This is a genomic window from Candidatus Amarolinea dominans (assembly GCA_016719785.1).
GTDB lineage: Bacteria > Chloroflexota > Anaerolineae > SSC4 > Amarolineaceae > Amarolinea > Amarolinea dominans.
In genome coordinates, this window is record JADJYJ010000028.1 from 97,593 (window position 1) to 112,342 (window position 14,750).

General features: G+C 62.8%; 16 protein-coding genes, 1 tRNA gene and 2 pseudogenes. 6 read left to right on the forward strand and 13 right to left on the reverse strand.

Annotation, left to right across the window (positions count from 1 at the left end; all coding sequences use genetic code 11):
- Positions 1-68: 68 nt before the first annotated feature.
- The 7 genes and pseudogenes from surE to IPM84_21550 form a co-directional block, all read right to left on the reverse strand.
- On the reverse strand, positions 69-647 hold the full coding sequence (gene surE / locus IPM84_21520; GenBank protein ID MBK9095288.1) for a 5'/3'-nucleotidase SurE: 579 nt from the start codon (positions 645-647) through the stop codon (positions 69-71).
- 190 nt (positions 648-837) lie between these two features.
- A pseudogene (locus IPM84_21525) lies at positions 838-1,174 on the reverse strand (P-II family nitrogen regulator).
- 110 nt (positions 1,175-1,284) lie between these two features.
- Complete coding sequence (locus IPM84_21530; protein MBK9095289.1) at positions 1,285-1,527, reverse strand: ammonium transporter; 243 nt, start codon at positions 1,525-1,527, stop codon at positions 1,285-1,287.
- Complete coding sequence (locus IPM84_21535) at positions 1,527-1,937, reverse strand: ammonium transporter (protein ID MBK9095290.1); 411 nt, start codon at positions 1,935-1,937, stop codon at positions 1,527-1,529. Before IPM84_21535 ends, IPM84_21530 begins: the two co-directional genes overlap by 1 nt.
- Positions 1,880-2,617, reverse strand: a complete 738-nt coding sequence (locus IPM84_21540) for a hypothetical protein (protein MBK9095291.1) — start codon at positions 2,615-2,617, stop codon at positions 1,880-1,882. The genes IPM84_21535 and IPM84_21540 overlap by 58 nt, the downstream gene beginning before the upstream one ends.
- Positions 2,614-2,856 carry a hypothetical protein gene (locus IPM84_21545; GenBank protein MBK9095292.1) on the reverse strand — a complete coding sequence of 81 codons (243 nt, stop codon included), beginning with the start codon at positions 2,854-2,856 and terminating at the stop codon, positions 2,614-2,616. The genes IPM84_21540 and IPM84_21545 overlap by 4 nt, the downstream gene beginning before the upstream one ends.
- 199 nt (positions 2,857-3,055) lie before the next feature.
- Positions 3,056-4,219 (reverse strand): annotated as a pseudogene (locus tag IPM84_21550) (pyridoxal phosphate-dependent aminotransferase).
- A gap of 363 nt (positions 4,220-4,582) precedes the next feature.
- On the opposite strand from IPM84_21550, the gene IPM84_21555 reads away from it, so the two are divergent.
- From IPM84_21555 to IPM84_21575, 5 genes are all read left to right on the forward strand, one after another.
- Positions 4,583-4,981 carry a hypothetical protein gene (locus IPM84_21555; protein ID MBK9095293.1) on the forward strand — a complete coding sequence of 133 codons (399 nt, stop codon included), beginning with the start codon at positions 4,583-4,585 and terminating at the stop codon, positions 4,979-4,981.
- Complete coding sequence (locus IPM84_21560; protein ID MBK9095294.1) at positions 4,938-5,234, forward strand: hypothetical protein; 297 nt, start codon at positions 4,938-4,940, stop codon at positions 5,232-5,234. Before IPM84_21555 ends, IPM84_21560 begins: the two co-directional genes overlap by 44 nt.
- Before the next feature lie 133 nt (positions 5,235-5,367).
- Positions 5,368-6,105 (forward strand): hypothetical protein, encoded by a 738-nt coding sequence (locus IPM84_21565; protein MBK9095295.1) that lies wholly within the window; start codon positions 5,368-5,370, stop codon positions 6,103-6,105.
- Entirely contained in the window at positions 6,102-6,875 is a 774-nt protein-coding gene (locus tag IPM84_21570; protein ID MBK9095296.1) for an alpha/beta hydrolase, read from the forward strand. Before IPM84_21565 ends, IPM84_21570 begins: the two co-directional genes overlap by 4 nt.
- 81 nt (positions 6,876-6,956) lie before the next feature.
- A tRNA-Gln gene (locus IPM84_21575) sits at positions 6,957-7,031 on the forward strand.
- 132 nt (positions 7,032-7,163) lie between these two features.
- Here the strand turns inward: IPM84_21575 and IPM84_21580 are convergent.
- The 4 genes from IPM84_21580 to IPM84_21595 form a co-directional block, all read right to left on the reverse strand.
- The gene (locus IPM84_21580) at positions 7,164-7,865 is read right to left on the reverse strand and encodes a hypothetical protein (protein ID MBK9095297.1); all 702 of its coding nucleotides are present in this window, start codon (positions 7,863-7,865) and stop codon (positions 7,164-7,166) included.
- Positions 7,866-7,971: 106 nt separating this feature from the next.
- Complete coding sequence (locus IPM84_21585) at positions 7,972-8,262, reverse strand: DUF1292 domain-containing protein (protein MBK9095298.1); 291 nt, start codon at positions 8,260-8,262, stop codon at positions 7,972-7,974.
- A 206-nt stretch (positions 8,263-8,468) separates the two neighbouring features.
- Entirely contained in the window at positions 8,469-9,812 is a 1,344-nt protein-coding gene (locus IPM84_21590) for an acetyl ornithine aminotransferase family protein (protein MBK9095299.1), read from the reverse strand.
- Positions 9,813-10,072: 260 nt separating this feature from the next.
- Positions 10,073-11,191, reverse strand: a complete 1,119-nt coding sequence (locus IPM84_21595; GenBank protein MBK9095300.1) for a hypothetical protein — start codon at positions 11,189-11,191, stop codon at positions 10,073-10,075.
- Positions 11,192-11,432: 241 nt separating this feature from the next.
- Between IPM84_21595 and IPM84_21600 the strand changes: the two genes are divergently transcribed.
- Positions 11,433-11,906 (forward strand): CBS domain-containing protein, encoded by a 474-nt coding sequence (locus tag IPM84_21600; protein MBK9095301.1) that lies wholly within the window; start codon positions 11,433-11,435, stop codon positions 11,904-11,906.
- 42 nt (positions 11,907-11,948) lie between these two features.
- Here IPM84_21600 and IPM84_21605 read toward each other — a convergent pair whose 3' ends face one another.
- On the reverse strand, positions 11,949-14,084 hold the full coding sequence (locus IPM84_21605; protein MBK9095302.1) for a hypothetical protein: 2,136 nt from the start codon (positions 14,082-14,084) through the stop codon (positions 11,949-11,951).
- Positions 14,081-14,734: a cyclodeaminase/cyclohydrolase family protein gene (locus tag IPM84_21610; GenBank protein ID MBK9095303.1), complete on the reverse strand. Its 654-nt coding sequence runs from the start codon at positions 14,732-14,734 to the stop codon at positions 14,081-14,083. The genes IPM84_21605 and IPM84_21610 overlap by 4 nt, the downstream gene beginning before the upstream one ends.
- Between the last annotated feature and the right edge of the window lie 16 nt (positions 14,735-14,750).

A 14,750-nucleotide genomic window follows, 5' to 3' on the forward strand; every position in this document is an offset into this window, starting at 1 on the left:
CGCACCTCGTCCTCGAAGCGCAGGCGATCACTCAGGATCGTCTCGTAATAGGGCAAGCGGCTGCCGCGTCAGACGCCAGGGCGTCTGCGGCGTGGCGGCTGCGGGAATGTCCATCTTGAGCACATCCACGTCAGGCGGGAAGGGCTGGAGAGCGCCAGGCCTGCCAACCAGCGGGCAAAATGCACCGCCGTGCGCCAATCAACGTCGTAACCGAAACGAGCATGGTAGGCGGGATCGGTCTCCAGCGAAATTGCCAGCGCGGGCACGCCCATATCCGCCGCCTGTAAAGCCGCTCCCACCGTGCCCGAAACCATCACGCTGGTGCCCAGGTTCTCGCCATAGTTGATGCCGGAGATGACCAGGTCCGGACGCTGCTGGCGGCAGACTTCGTGCAGGCCATAGAGAACCGCTTGAGCCGGAGAGCCAGGCACTGAGTAGGCCGGCAGACGGTCGCCGTTCAGACGTAGCTCTTCCACAAAAATGGCGCCGCTGATGCCGCCAGGCAGGCTGCGCCCCATGGCGCTTTGCTGATCCTTCGGCGCCACCACCACCAAATCGGCCAGATCATGCACCGCCTCGATCGCCGCCATCAGGCCCGGCGAATGAATCCCATCATCGTTAGTCAGCAAAATCAAAGGCCGCGTCATCAAGAAAATCTCTCCAAAAAGTGAAGTCTATCCCCGCTTGCAGTATAGCATGAGGTCAACGGCAAGGCAAAGGCCGGTCTGTGCGCGGCTTCGGGAATCCGGACAAAAAGACAGGATTCACGGGATGAACCGCGGCATCCTGTTCATCCTGTAAATCCTGTCCAGCTTCTGCGCTGCGCCGTCAGGCTGCTTAGCGACCGTTCCTGACGCCGCGGCGGGTGTCAATGTCATCTGGATACATCAGCGCCTCGCGCCCGCGCTCGCCGGTGCGGATGCGCACCACGTCATCCACCGGATAGATGAAGATCAGTCCGTCGCCCTCCTTGCCGGTACGGGCCGCGGCCATGATCGCTTCGATGGTCTTCTCCACGTTGTGATCGCTCAGCACGATGTTGACCTGCGCCTTGGGCAGCAAGTCCATGTGGTAGGAGGTGCCGCGCCAGGAAAGCTCAATGCCGCCCTGGCGACCATGCCCGCACCTCGATGACGTTCATGCCCGTGATGCCGATCGCGCAGCGCGCGTCCATGACATCGTTCAGTGCTTCTTCGCGAATGATCGCTTCCGATTTTCTTTGTCATCAGCCTGTCCTTTGCTCTTTGCCTGCGCCCGCGCCAGCCGCTGGATATGGCGCTCAGCCTACTTGCCTGCCAGGCCGCCGCCGGGCGGATGGCGGGCCGCAGGGTGCGGAAGTTGCCGCCAGGCATCAAGTACGTCCACGTTGGTGTAGCCGGGCACGCCCATCTCCGGCAGGTCAAGACCGTGCAGCTCATGCGCCGGCTCGCTGCGCAGCAGCTTGAAGCGTTCAACACCTTTGAAGAAGGCGTAGGACAGCCCGCCCACAACCACAATCACCGAGACCGCTTCCAACCCCTGCGCCACTATCTATCTCGGGCTGCCGTAGAGAGACCGCGCACTGGGCCGGCCACGCCGTTCCAGCCATCGGTGAAAGGGTTGCCATTGGCGAAAATGCCCACCGCCAGCACGCCCCACAGGCCGTTGGCAAAGTGGACGGGCACAGCGCCCACCGGATCATCAATCTGCAGCTTCTCCAGGCCGAAGGTCACAGCGCACACCAGCACACCGGCGATGAGGCCGATCAACACGGCGGCCGGTGAGTCAACGAAGGCGCACGATGCCGTGATGGCAACCAGGCCGGCCAGGACACCGTTGACCGAGAGACCCGGATCTGGCTTCTTGCTTGGCCCCACCAGCCACATCAGGGTCATGGCGGCTACGCCACCGGCCGCGCCGGCCAGCAGGGTGTTGATCGCCGCGTTGACCGCCAGCACGCGGCCTGCGCCCATGAAGGCCAGCGATGAGCCGGGGTTGAAGCCAAACCAGCCGAAGAAAAGGATGATCGTGCCCAGAATCCCCATTGGAATGTTGTGACCCGGCATGGCGTTGGCGCTGCCATCCTTGTTGAAGCGGCCGATGCGCGGGCCGATGACGATCGCGCCCACCAGCGCCAGAGTGCCCCGATCATGTGAACCACGCCAGAGCCAGCGAAATCCACCGCGCCGTTGCCCAGCCCGGCAAAGCGGCCCAGGTTTTGCAGCCAGCCGCCGCCCCACACCCAGCCGCCGACCAGCGGATAGATGAACATGCTGATCCAGAGGCTCATCAGGACGAAACCGCTGAACTTCAGGCGTTCGGCCATCGAGCCAGTGGGGATGGTGGCCGCGGTGTCCATGAAGACCATCTGGAAGAGGAAGAAGGAGAGCACGCACACGTTGGCGCCGACGCCCATGAGCATGAAACCGCTGCCGCCCAGCAGGCCCACCTGGCCGAAACGCAGCAGCGGCGTGCCCAACAGCCCCGCCATGTCGCCCAGGGTTGTGGGGGAGTGCGCCCAGGCGGCCGCCGCGCCGACGGCCGGATAGGTGAAGTTGACCGCGCCAAACTGCAAGGCGAAGCCGGTCAGCCAGTAGCCCAGGGCGCCGATGCAGAACACCATGATGTTCATCATCATCGTGTGCGCCACATTTTTGGCGCGGGTGAAACCAGCCTCCACCAGGGCAAAGCCGCCTGCATGAAGAAGACCAGAAAACCGGCGATCAGCATCCACATCACATTGAGGCCGATCGCAGGATCATTGAGCGGATCAATGCCATCGCCGGCAAAGACACGGGGCGCCAGCATGCTAAAAATCCCCAGAGTGGCCAGGAGCGCGGATACGCGCACCCCAAAACGAAACAGTTTCTCTTTCATCGCACAAAAAATCCTCCCTGCGAATCAGGTGCGTGTTCACGCACAACGCAGGGAGGTTATCTGATCACGGGCCAACTTGCCACGTTCAGCCTGTACAAAAGCTGTTTTCGACCATTTGTGCATTCACAACAGAACTATCCAAACCGGCGCCCCGCTCCTTTGTGCAATCTGCCCGAATCTCCACTCTCCACTCTCCAACCTACAGCCCCGGCGCCACGCGCGCCAACCGTTCCACCGCGCGTTCCAGGTCGCTCATGGCGGTGGCGATGCTGAAGCGCACATGCCCTTCGCCGGCCGCGCCGAACTCGATGCCGGGGGTGCAGGCGATATCAGCCTTTTCCAGCAGGGCATCGGCCACCTGCGCGCTGTTCAGAGCGGTGTTTGGGAAGGTGGAAACAGGTAGAACGCGCCTTCGATGGGCGCGCACGCGATGCCTGGAATCTCCTCCAGCGCGTCCAGCATGAAGCGCCGGCGCGGCATAGGAGGCAACCATTTCCTGGATACAGTCCTGCGGGCCGTTGAGCGCCGCGATCCCCGCGGCCATGACAAACGAGGCCGCGGACGTGACGCTGTGCGTCTGCAATTTCATCGCCAGCTTGACGATGGGCTGTGGCGCGGCCAGCCAGCCCAGGCGCCAGCCGGTCATGGCAAAGGCCTTGCTGAAGCCGTTGACCGTGATCGTGCGCGCGGCCATGCCCGGCTCAGCCGCCAATGAGTAATGCAGCGCGCCGTCGAACAGCAGGTACTCATAAATCTCATCGCTGATGACATAGAGATCGGCCGCGTTCGCCACCGCGACGATGGCGTCAATTTCGGGCCGTGTCAGCACCCGGCCGGTCGGGTTGCTGGGGCTGTTGACCATGATCGCTTTGGTCCTGGGCGACAGGGTGCCGGCGCAGAATCTCTTCTGTCACCAGGAAATTCTGGTCGCTGGGCAGGCTGACATGCACCGGCGCCGCGCCGTTGACGGTGACAATGGGATCATAGCTGACCCAGGCCGGTTCCAGGATCATGATCTCATCGCCGGGGTTGACCAGGGCAGCGATGGCGAGATAGAGCGCCCATTTGCCGCCGGGGTGACGATGATCTGGCCGGGTTGACCTTGGCGCGGTTCTCGCGTTCCAGCTTGGCCGCGATGGCTTCCAGCAGCTTGGGTTTACCCTGCGGGCGGGTAGTTGGTGTCGCCGGCGTTCATCGCCTTGACCGCGGCGTCAATGATGTGCTGCGGCGTCTTGAAATCAGGATCGCCGCCGGCCAGCGCGATGATATCGCGGCCCTGCGCCTTCAGCGCCCGTGCCTTATCCGAAATGGCAACCGTGGCCGAAGGGGGAATTCCGGCCAGCAGGTGAGACAGGTTTTGCATAACAGTTCTCCGTCAGCTAGGTTCACGACCAGTAACTGCTCAGGCGGTGCGCCGTCGCAAGCAAGCGATTGAAATCGCGCCTGATGGGCGTGACGCGGGCGTCCACCTGCGTGGACGCAATCCTGGTCGGCGCAGGCCGACCTTGCGGCGGCACGCCCTTGCGCCCCGAATTCATTCGGCGGCTGTAGTCGGCGCAGGATGCCTGAACAGTGTTGCACTTTCATTGTAAACGAGGCCGGGCAAACGGGCAAGGTCAGGGGGATGGAGTGTTGAGATAGAAACGCCCCGGCAGCATCAAAAACTTGCCACGGGCCTTGTCTATGCTACAATCGCTTTCTGATTTCTCAGGGAGGAATGTTCTGTATGACCGATCGTGCTGTTCGTGTGCGCTTTGCCCCCAGCCCCACCGGCTATTTACATATCGGCGGCGCCCGCTCGGCGCTGTTCAACTATCTCTTTGCCCGCCACCACGGCGGCCAGTTCATCCTGCGCATCGAGGACACCGACCAGAAGCGCTTCGTGGCCGATTCGGTGCAAGACCTGATGACCAACCTGCGCTGGCTCGGCCTCGATTGGGATGAAGGCCCCGATGTGGGCGGCCCCCTATGGCCCCTACACGCAGACCGAACGCGCCGCTCTCTATCAGCAGTGGGCCAACTGGCTGGTGGACAACGGGCACGCCTACCACTGTTATTGCAGCGCGGAACGCCTGGAAGCGATGCGCGCCGAGCAGACAGCCAACAAGCAACCGCCCGGCTATGATCGCCACTGCCGCCACCTCAGCGCGGCCGAACGGAGCGCCATCGAGGCCGCGGGCGCGCCCTTCATCGTGCGCTTCGCCACGCCGCGGACAGGCGACACCGCGGTTCACGATGCCGTGCGCGGCGAGATGATCTTCAGCAACAGCACCCTGGATGACGTGGTGCTACTCAAGTCCGATGGCCTGCCCACCTATCACCTGGCGGTGGTGGTGGACGACCACTTCATGGAAATCAGCCACATCCTGCGCGGATGAGTGGATCGCGTCCTCCCGCCACGTCCTGCTCTACCAGGCCTTTGGCTGGAAATCCCGGTCATGGCCCATCTGCCGGTCATTCTCGACCCCAGCGGCAAGGGCAAGATGAGCAAACGCAAGGTGCGCGTGGGCGATAAGGAATACCCGGTCTTCGTCGAAGCTGCGCAGCGAAGGCTACCTGCCCGAAGCCGTCTTCAACCTGCTCACCAACGTTGGCTGGTCCATGGGCGGCGACCGCGAGGTCTTCACCAAAGAGGAAGCCATCGCCGGCTTTGATCTGACCGGCATCAACGCCGCGCCGGCCGCGCTGCCCTATGGCAAGCTGGAGTGGCTCAACGGCGTCTACGTGCGCAACCTGGCGCCGGCCGAACTCAAGCGCCGCCTGATTCCCTTCCTGGCCGCGGCGCTCAACCTGGATGCCGCGACGTTGGCCGAAAACCCCGTGCTCGACATCCTGCTGGTGGATGTGCAAGAGCGCATCAAGACGCTCTCTGAGGCTGCCGCTATGCTGGACTTTGCTCTGATCGAAGCGCTGCCCGCTTACGACAGCAAACTGCTCATCGCTAAGAAGCTCGACGCGGCCGCTTCGCAGCAGGCGCTCAGCGCCACACGCGCCGCGCTCGTCAGCCTGGGCGACCTGCAGGACCCAGAGCATGTCGAATCCACCCTGCGCGGCCTGGCAGAAACCCTGCACCTCAGCGCCGGGCAGTTGTTTGGCATTCTGCGCATCGCCATCAGCGGCAAACCGGTGACGCCGCCGCTGTTCACCAGCATGAAGGCGCTGGGCGCAACCACCGTCCTGCGTCGCCTCGACGTGGCACTGGCGAAATTGGCCGCCTTGAACTATTTTCTATCAGGAGTTTCAACATGACCACAGCAGCGATTCTCGCACACGAAGTGATCGGCAGCGGCGCCGAAAAAGTCATCGTTTTGGGTGGCTGGCTCGGCGATCGCGGCGTATTCCAACCGATTCAGCATCTGCTGGATCAGGACAAGTTCACCTATTGCTTCGCCGACCCGCGCGGCTACGGCGGTTCGATGGACATCGCCGGCCAGCACACCAACGCGGAAGTGGCGGGCGATGTCGTCGCCCTGGCCGCGGCGCTGGGCTGGGACAAGTTCCATTTCATCGGTCATTCGATGATGGGCAAAGTGGCGCAGTACCTGTGCGCCCATCATGGCGATCGCCTCAAGGCGGTCGTGGGCGTCTGCCCCGTGCCTGCCTGTCGCATCGAACTGGACGCGGGCGGTCACCAGCTCTTCTCCACCGCCTGGGAAATCCCGGCCAACCGCGGCATCATCTGCATGGTCACCACCGGCAACCGCAATACGTCGGTCTGGGAACAGCACATGATTCGCGAGTCGCTGCGCACCACCACGCCAGAGGCCTTCCGCGACTACTTCACGATGTGGGCAGGCGAGGATTTTGCCGCGGACATGCCCGGCTGCCAGACGCCATTTCTGGCGATGACCGGCGAGTTTGATGGCGGCGTGCCGACCGCGTTCGTGCAGGCTACCGTCATGCAGTGGCTGCCCAACGCCGAGCTGCACGTCATGTCCAACTCCGGCCACTATCCGATGCAGGAGACCCCCATTCAGTTCGTCACCGTCTGTGAAGCGTTCCTGGGGCGCTTTGCCTGATCGGCCAGGATCTGGTTCACGCGCCCCGTAGATTTGTCACAGCACGGCCCTTGTGCTAAAATTCCCTCGTTGTCATCGTAGTGGGGGATCGTCTAATTGGCAGGACAGCAGATTCTGGATCTGCGTGTTGGGGTTCGAGTCCCTATCCCCCAGCCAGTATAAGAAAAAATGAAAAAGACGCCGGGTGAATCACCCGGCGTCTTTTTCATTGGCAGCAGAGGCGTGCCGAAATCGCCCGGCGCCGGGCGATCCTCGATCACGGCGACTGTTGGATTCGCTGGCGCCCTCTTACTTGCGCAGCCACGGCAGGAAAATCTTCTGATCGGCGGCGCACACGGCCAGGCTGATGTCGTCCACATGAAAATCGGTGATGTTGTTATCCACGCTGCCGGCGCCGTGCAGGACCAACTGCACAGTCTGACCCGCATACGCCAGCACATTGTAGGTGCGCAGGCTCCAGGCCGCGCTGTGGTCCTGGTTGCTCAGGCTGGCCACAGTGCCCAGCAGATTACCCGCCGCGTCCTTGATCTCCACAGTGAAGATGTCAAGGGCCGCGGCATTGTTCGCTTCCGTGGTGTCAATCTGCACCCACAGTTGCAGCGCGGCCTGGGTGGCGGCGGCCGGCAGCGTCAGCGTCTGCGTCAGGTAGTCGCTGGCGTTCGTGTATCCGCCCAACCAGGCGCTTTGACTGCCGCTGTGAACAAAAAAGCCATCGAGCAATGGAAAACCTGCCGCCGAGGATTCCTGCCAGGGAGCCAGGGTAGCTGCCTCGAAACCCCCATTGACCACAAGCTCCCGGCAGCCGCCTGGCGCGACCTGTGCGGCCACGGGTCGCCCCGCCAGCAGCAGAAACAGCCCGGCGATGAGGGTCATGGCAGTTAAATTAACCCCTCTGACCTCTCTGCGCAGGCGACCACCTGCGTGCGGCGCCGACGCGATGGTGGACATGAATTGATGATCCTGCGACCGATTCTGTATGGGTTCCTGCATGAAAGGTTCTCCTTCGAAAATTCTCAAGGGCATGGCTGTCCACGGCGAGCGGTGATGAAAAAGCACACACCGGGTCTCTGCCCGAAACCCGGTGTATGCTCCGATCCTACTCAGCCTTTTCTTCCCAGGCCGCCACCACCTGTTCGAACTCCGCTTCGTCTTCGATCTCGACCAGAACCTCTTCGTCGCCCTCTTTTTCGATGCGTAGAATCATCAAAGGCGTCTCCGAGTCCTCGTCTTCGTCCTTGTCCTCGTCGTCTTCCTCTTCCTCATCATCGGCTTCGTCGTCATCCAGCGGTGTCAGCACCGCATAGTCGCTGCCGGCCACCGTGATGACCTCCACCAGGACAAATTCCTGTTCATTGCCGTCCTCATCGCTTAGCACGATGATCTCCATACCCTCGTCGTCCTGGTCGTGATCGTGATCGTCGTGTCGTGATCGTGATCGTGATTATGGTTCATTCAGTCCGTCCTTTCTTGATTCGCTCGCACTCTGCAACGTCATATTTCTACGAACTCTTACTATGCTGCAAGCGGGAATAGACTTCACTTTTCCGCCTACGGAAACAGGCGCAATTCGTGCCCGCTTGCAGTATATCGGCGTCACGCCAATTCATGCACTTCCTCGAGTTCGCTCAACACCCGCTCGAAGATGATCAGACCCTCATCAATCAGGTCACGCGGGATCATCAGCGGCGGCGCAAAGCGAATCGTGTTGGGGCCACAGCCGAGGATGAGCAGACCATGGAAGTAACACTGATCTACCAACTCGTTGCGCAGTTCTCCGAAGCGCTCCTTAGTGAGCTTATCGTTGACCAGTTCTGCGCCCACCATCAAGCCCAGGCCACGCACATCCCCGATCGTCGGATGACGCCCGGCCATCTCCTGCAGACGCGCCTTCAGGTACTCGCCCTGCACGCGGCTATTCTCCATGAACTCATCTTCGATCAACTGAATCGTGGCCAGGGCCGCCGCGCACGACAGGGGGTTGCCGCCAAACGTGCTGGCATGTGCCCCCGGCGGCCAGGTCATCAGGCGCTTGCGCGCCACCATGGCTCCCAACGGCAATCCGCTGGCGATCCCCTTCGCCAGGCAGATGATGTCAGGCTCCACGCCAAAATGCTCCATGGCGAACATCTTGCCCGTGCGTCCAAAACCGCTCTGCACCTCATCGGCCACCAGAAGGATGCCGTATTTGTCACACAGCGCGCGCAGCGCCTGCATCCATTCCAGCGGCGGAACCACATAGCCGCCCTCGCCCTGCACCGGCTCCATGAAAATGGCGGCCACCTCTTGCGGTGGCACATTCGTGCGGAAAACCTCAGTTTCAATGCGCCGCACACACTCGATACCGCAGCCCGGATAGGTCAAGTTGACCGGGCAGCGATAGCAGTAGCCGTAATCCACATGCTCCACGCCCGGCATCAGGGGCGCAAAGCCCCGACGCTGCACGTACTTCGAAGCGGTCAATGACAACGCGCCCATCGTGCGGCCGTGAAACGCGCCGCGAAACGCCAGAAAGCGTTGGCGGCCGGTGGTGTAACGCGCCAACTTGAGGGCCGCTTCCACCGCCTCCGCGCCGGAGTTCGTAAAGAACACCAGTGAAGGCTCTGCAATCGGCACCAACTGCGTCAGCTTCTCAGCCAGTTCAATCTGCACAGGGTAATAGAAATCGGTGCCCGAATAGTGCAGGAACTTGTCCGCCTGCGCCTTGATTGCCTCCACCACCTTTGGGTGACAATGGCCCGTGGCGTTCACGGCAATACCGGCGTTGAAATCAATGAAACGGTTGCCGTCTACATCCCACACCTCGGCCCCGCGACCGTGATCAATGACGAAGGGGTAGGATCGGGTGTATGATGGCGACAGCGCCATATGGTCGCGCGCCACAAACATAGCTGACTGCGGCCCCGGCAACACATGCGGATACTCTCGCGCGGGCGCCATCGTTGTCGAATCTTGTGTCTGAGTTGTCATTTGCGTCTCCTCTATCGTTCAAGCCGAAACACGACATTAATTCCAAAATGAGCGCCGCCAGCACGATACTGGCAGCCTGCAGGCTGGGATGCGCAGCGGCTCGACCCGAGAGGGACGCGATGTTTGGTGCGGCGCGGTGACATCATTGGCACGACCGACCTCCTTTGTCGGATACTTTACCAGGCAAGCGCAACTTTTGCAAGTCATTAGCGCCTGCTGGCAGAACGCCGCTACGGCGCGGCTTCAACCGAGACCAGGATCTGCGTCTGACCGCTGTCCTGATCAATCGTGATACTGATGGCAATCTTGTCGCTGCCCTTTTGATACACCAAACTGGTGATCTCGCCGGAGGCAAATCCCTCAGCGGGCAGCAGGCTCCAGCCTGTGACCGGCAGCTTGTCCTTGTAGAAGGCCACTACATCGGCGGGTGACTGGTTGGCAAGGAACGAAGAAAAGTTGCGGCTGGTCAAGGTGGTGCGGGTACCGGGTGGCAGGGGAAACCCGCCGGCGGTAAAGCCCGGCGGCCCCAGTTCCACTGGCGGCGGTACGATAGTGAGCGGCTGGTTGCTTGCCAGCACATCGAAGGCCAGCGCAATGGCGCCTTCACCGCGCTGGCCTTCGCTCAGCTCGATATCACGGCCATGCGCTTCCAGGCGATAGCGCACGATGAAGCCGCCGTCGGCCGCGATCCAAAACTCGCCGCGGGCCTCATCCATGTCGCCGACGTTGACAATGTTCAACTGGCGCTTGTCGAACGCGTAATGCTCTGCTTCCAGGCCGTTGATGATCTCGCTGCCCAGACGGCGCGCCGCGCTGACGCTGACCAACAGCTCCGGTGTGTCGTAGATGAGGCCGGCCGACTGAAAAGGCGTGCCTGTCTCCTCACTGGTCTGAATCCAGTTGTCGTCACCCAGGTTGGTCCAGGTGGTGTCGCCAATGCGGATGGTCTCCATCCGCCCTGCCGCGCCATCCTCGGCGCCCTGCCCGGTGCCTTCCATCAAAACTCGCTGCGCTTCCTGCGGTTGGCGCACATACTCCACCGTGATGCTGATCGTGCCGGAAGCGACCGCGCTGGCGCTGACTTTCTCGCTGAAATCGTAGCGGGTGTAGGTGCGATAGCTCGCCAGGCGATCCATGGCCGCCATCGCCGCCTCGACATCGGGCGCCAGCTCCAGTGCAGGAGTCAGCGCCAGGTTCTCCTGCGCCGCGGCCGCGCTGAGCGTGGCCGTTGGCGCCGGTGTCAGCGTCAGCGTCGGCGCGGGGTCCGGGGTAGCTGTCTTTTGCTCATTGGCACAGCCGGCCAGCAACAGAGCCAGCAGGCAAGCCATCCAGAGTCCTGTTCGTCGCATCGGTGTTTCCTTCGCGTTCATCGTACCCGCCGATACGCCTTTTGTCAAGCCGCCTGCAAATAGACTGCAAGCGGGAATAGGCCCCACTTTTCCGCCCAAGGAAACAGGCGCAATTTGTGCCCGCTTGCAGCAGAGCGCCGCGCCTCGCCCAGTGACCTTGCACAAATCACAATTGATTGGTATCATACTCATAGTGAATCGCGGTCTGATAGATGCAACAACCACACACAAGGAGGACATCATGCAAGCCCGCGACGTTATGACAACCAATGTTGTCATTGTTCAGGCGAGCACGCCCATCGCCGATATTGCGCGCATCCTGCGCACCGTGGCCATCAGCGGTGTTCCGGTCTTCGAGGGGGACACGCTCGTAGGCATTGTCAAAGAAGTTGACCTGATTGCCCGCCATGCCCGGCCGCACTACCCGCGCTACCTCCCCTTGCTTGACGCCCAAATTCCGCTCGGTGGTCAACGTGAGTATCAGGAGATTGTGCGCCGCATCCTGGGCACCACCGCGCGCGACATCATGTCAACGCCGGTCAAGACCTGCCATCCCGATACTGACCTGGAAGAGGTGGCCACCCTGATGGTGGAAAAAAACGCCAACCCGATACCGGTGATGGAACACGGGCGCCTGGTCGGCATCATCAGCCATACCGATCTGATGCGCGCTTTCGACGAGCTGGAGACGCCCAGCGCCGAATCCGCCGCCTGATGATCGGCGCGGCCGCGGCATGAGCAGCCGTGGTGATGCGTGCTACGGGCGAGCCTCCAGCGCCAATCGCCGCACGCGCACCCCATCCACGGCGTCATGTTGCAGGGTCAGGACGGCAGCGCCCGTCAGCGCCAGGGGGACGGTCATGGTCTGCCAGGTGGTTGATAGCAGCGCCTGGCCGACCACGCCGCCATCCGGCCCCATGATCCGCAGGGTTGCGCCGTCGGGGCCGCTGATGCTGATGTGCATGGCCGCGGCGCTGGCCCCATGCATCACGTGCAGGGTGGCGGTGGGCGCTATCTCCCGCCACACCTGGTCGCCCATCAGCGTGCGTTCGCCCCAACCGGCGCCCAACACCGGAAACGGCGCCGGCGCCGCCGGCCGCGTCACCTGGTAGACGCGCAGCCGTTCGTCTGCATACACGGGCGCAGCCTGCGCAAACAGCGCCTCGGCCATCGCCACGGTCGGCGCCCGCTCCCGTTCGCCCGGCATCTTGTAAAAATCGAGCACCACAAAATCCACATCGAGCCAACTGAGGACGCTGGGGCCAACACGCGTCAAATCAACATCCAGAATGTCTGGCCCCAACGCACGCAGGCCCTGCAGAACTGGCGCGCGCGTCGTCAGCGTGCGCGGGTCATCGCGGCTGATATAGCCAACGGTCAGCGGGCGGCCATGCACGGTCTGATAGAGCAGATAACCGGGACGATCCCAGTTCATGGGCAGGTTGAGCACTGCGCCGTGACCGGGCGTCTGCGCCAGGGTGTTGTACCAGGCCGGGGTGTCCGGCGGCGACAGCGGGTAGGGCGCGGGCCAAAATTCAAACAGAACGAGCGCGGCCAACAGCGGCCCCAGCCAGCGTTGCGCACGGGGCAAGCGTGCCTGGAGCGCCATGACCCCACGGCTGGCGAGCAGGCCCAGGGCCAGCATTACCATCACATCGAAGCGGCTGACGCTGCGCGCGATGCGCATGAAGGGCACATGATCGTAGAGCCAGGCGTGCGGCAGGGGCAACGTGCCTCCGCCGGGCAGAAGGTCGCTGTGGCCGGCGATGTGCAGCACCGGGCCGAGGGCCAAAATGGCAAACACGAGCGCAATCAGCAGCCAGAAGCGGGCCTGTCGCCAGTTCGACCCGACGCCGGCAACGGCCAACAGCAGCGGCACGAAGCCGGCAAAGATGCTGTACTCGCTGAAGCTGCTGGTGAAGGTGCGATCAGCCCAGGCGCGCACGGCTTGCCCCCACAGCGGGTGAAAACCTTGGGGGATGACAAAGCCCAACAGATCGGCCGACAAGCGCACCGCTTCGCTGCGCAGCGGCACCATGAAGCTGGCGTTGCGCGCCTCACGCAGCATCGGCAGCCACAACGGGATCAGAAACAAGGCGAACAGCAAGCCGGCCGCCAGCGGCACGGCAAGCAAGCGCAGGGCGGTCACAGGAGCCTCAGCGTGCCGGCCAGGCGCACGCCACAGCGCGAACCAAGCGGCCAGCAGAGCCAGGACGGTGAAGAGCAGGCAGTAGAGGACGTAGTACCAGTCGCACAAGCCAACCAGGATCAGGAAGAGGCCAGGCTTGAGCAGGTCAGCGCGGGTGAGGGCGCCGCGGCGGGCGCGTTGCAGCCCACGCCCCAGGTAGAGCACATAGAAGGGGATCCATTGCAGCGCGATCAACTGCATGTGGCCGAGCAGGTGCGCCAGATGATAGGGCGCAAAGGTGAAGATCAGCCCGGCAATGAAAGCGGGCCAGAACAGGCGTTGTTTCCTGGATTTGGGGGCTGAGTCGTGCGCAAAGATCGCCAGGGTCAGCAGGTACGCGCCCAGGCCGCCGGTGGCAAAGGCCAACAGGACAGCGCCATTGTAGGCCAGGAACAAATTACCGGCCACTTGCAGCGGCAGCGTCACAAGGCCGTTGAACGGGTTGAGGGTGTGGAAATAGAGGCTGACGCCGGTGGGATGGTACAGCAGATCCGTGACAAACGGATCACGCGGCAGCTCGACCAGGCTCTGCCGCAACCACCAGAAGTTCCAGTAGTTCTGCCAGCCATCGAAGCCATCGCCAGGGATAGCAGCGTCCAGGTGCAAAATCAGCGGGAAGGTCAGCGCCAGGGTCAGGACAAAATAGAGCAGGAAAACACGGCCAGCAGGTGGCAGCCGGTCTCCCGCCGCTGTCGTGCGCGTCAAGCAGACAACCTCTGCAGTACCTGCGTCAGGGCTTGGCCGCGCAACTGCGCCGCCTGCGCCAGCAGTTCATCCACCTGCGCGGCGGTGGCGGCGACAAGATCGGCATCCTGCAGCGCGCTGAGATTGACGCGTACGTTGAGCGCCGCGCCCTGGGCGGCCGCCTCGGCCAGCAGCGCGCCAACGCCGCCATCGGTAATGGCGTTGGGATTGCCGATCTCGGTCACGATGACGAGCAGGCGCAGCAGGTCCACGGCCGCGGTCAGTGTTTGCAGCGGGACGGCAATGGCGCCCTTGTAGGCCGCTTGGATGGCGGTGCTGCGCGCGGCTTTCTGCTCTGCGCTTGCCCTGGGCCAACGGAAGGCCGCCATCACCTCCTCGAACGCCGCCGCGTCAGCATCAACCAACGTCAACAAAGCGGCGCGCTGCGCATCCGCCTGGGTTGCGATGGCGCGCATGGTGGCATCCACCTCGGCAAACTTGGCGCGTCCCGTAGTCAACCGGCCGACCATGCCGGTCAGGCTGGCCGCCAACGCGCCGGCCAGCGCCGCCGCACTACCGCCCCCCGGCGCAGGACTGTCCGCGGCCAGGTGTTCCGCAAACTGCACCACACTCTCCTCAACCAACTGCGTCGTCGTCGCCGGTTCACTCATCTCATCCATCCCTTCT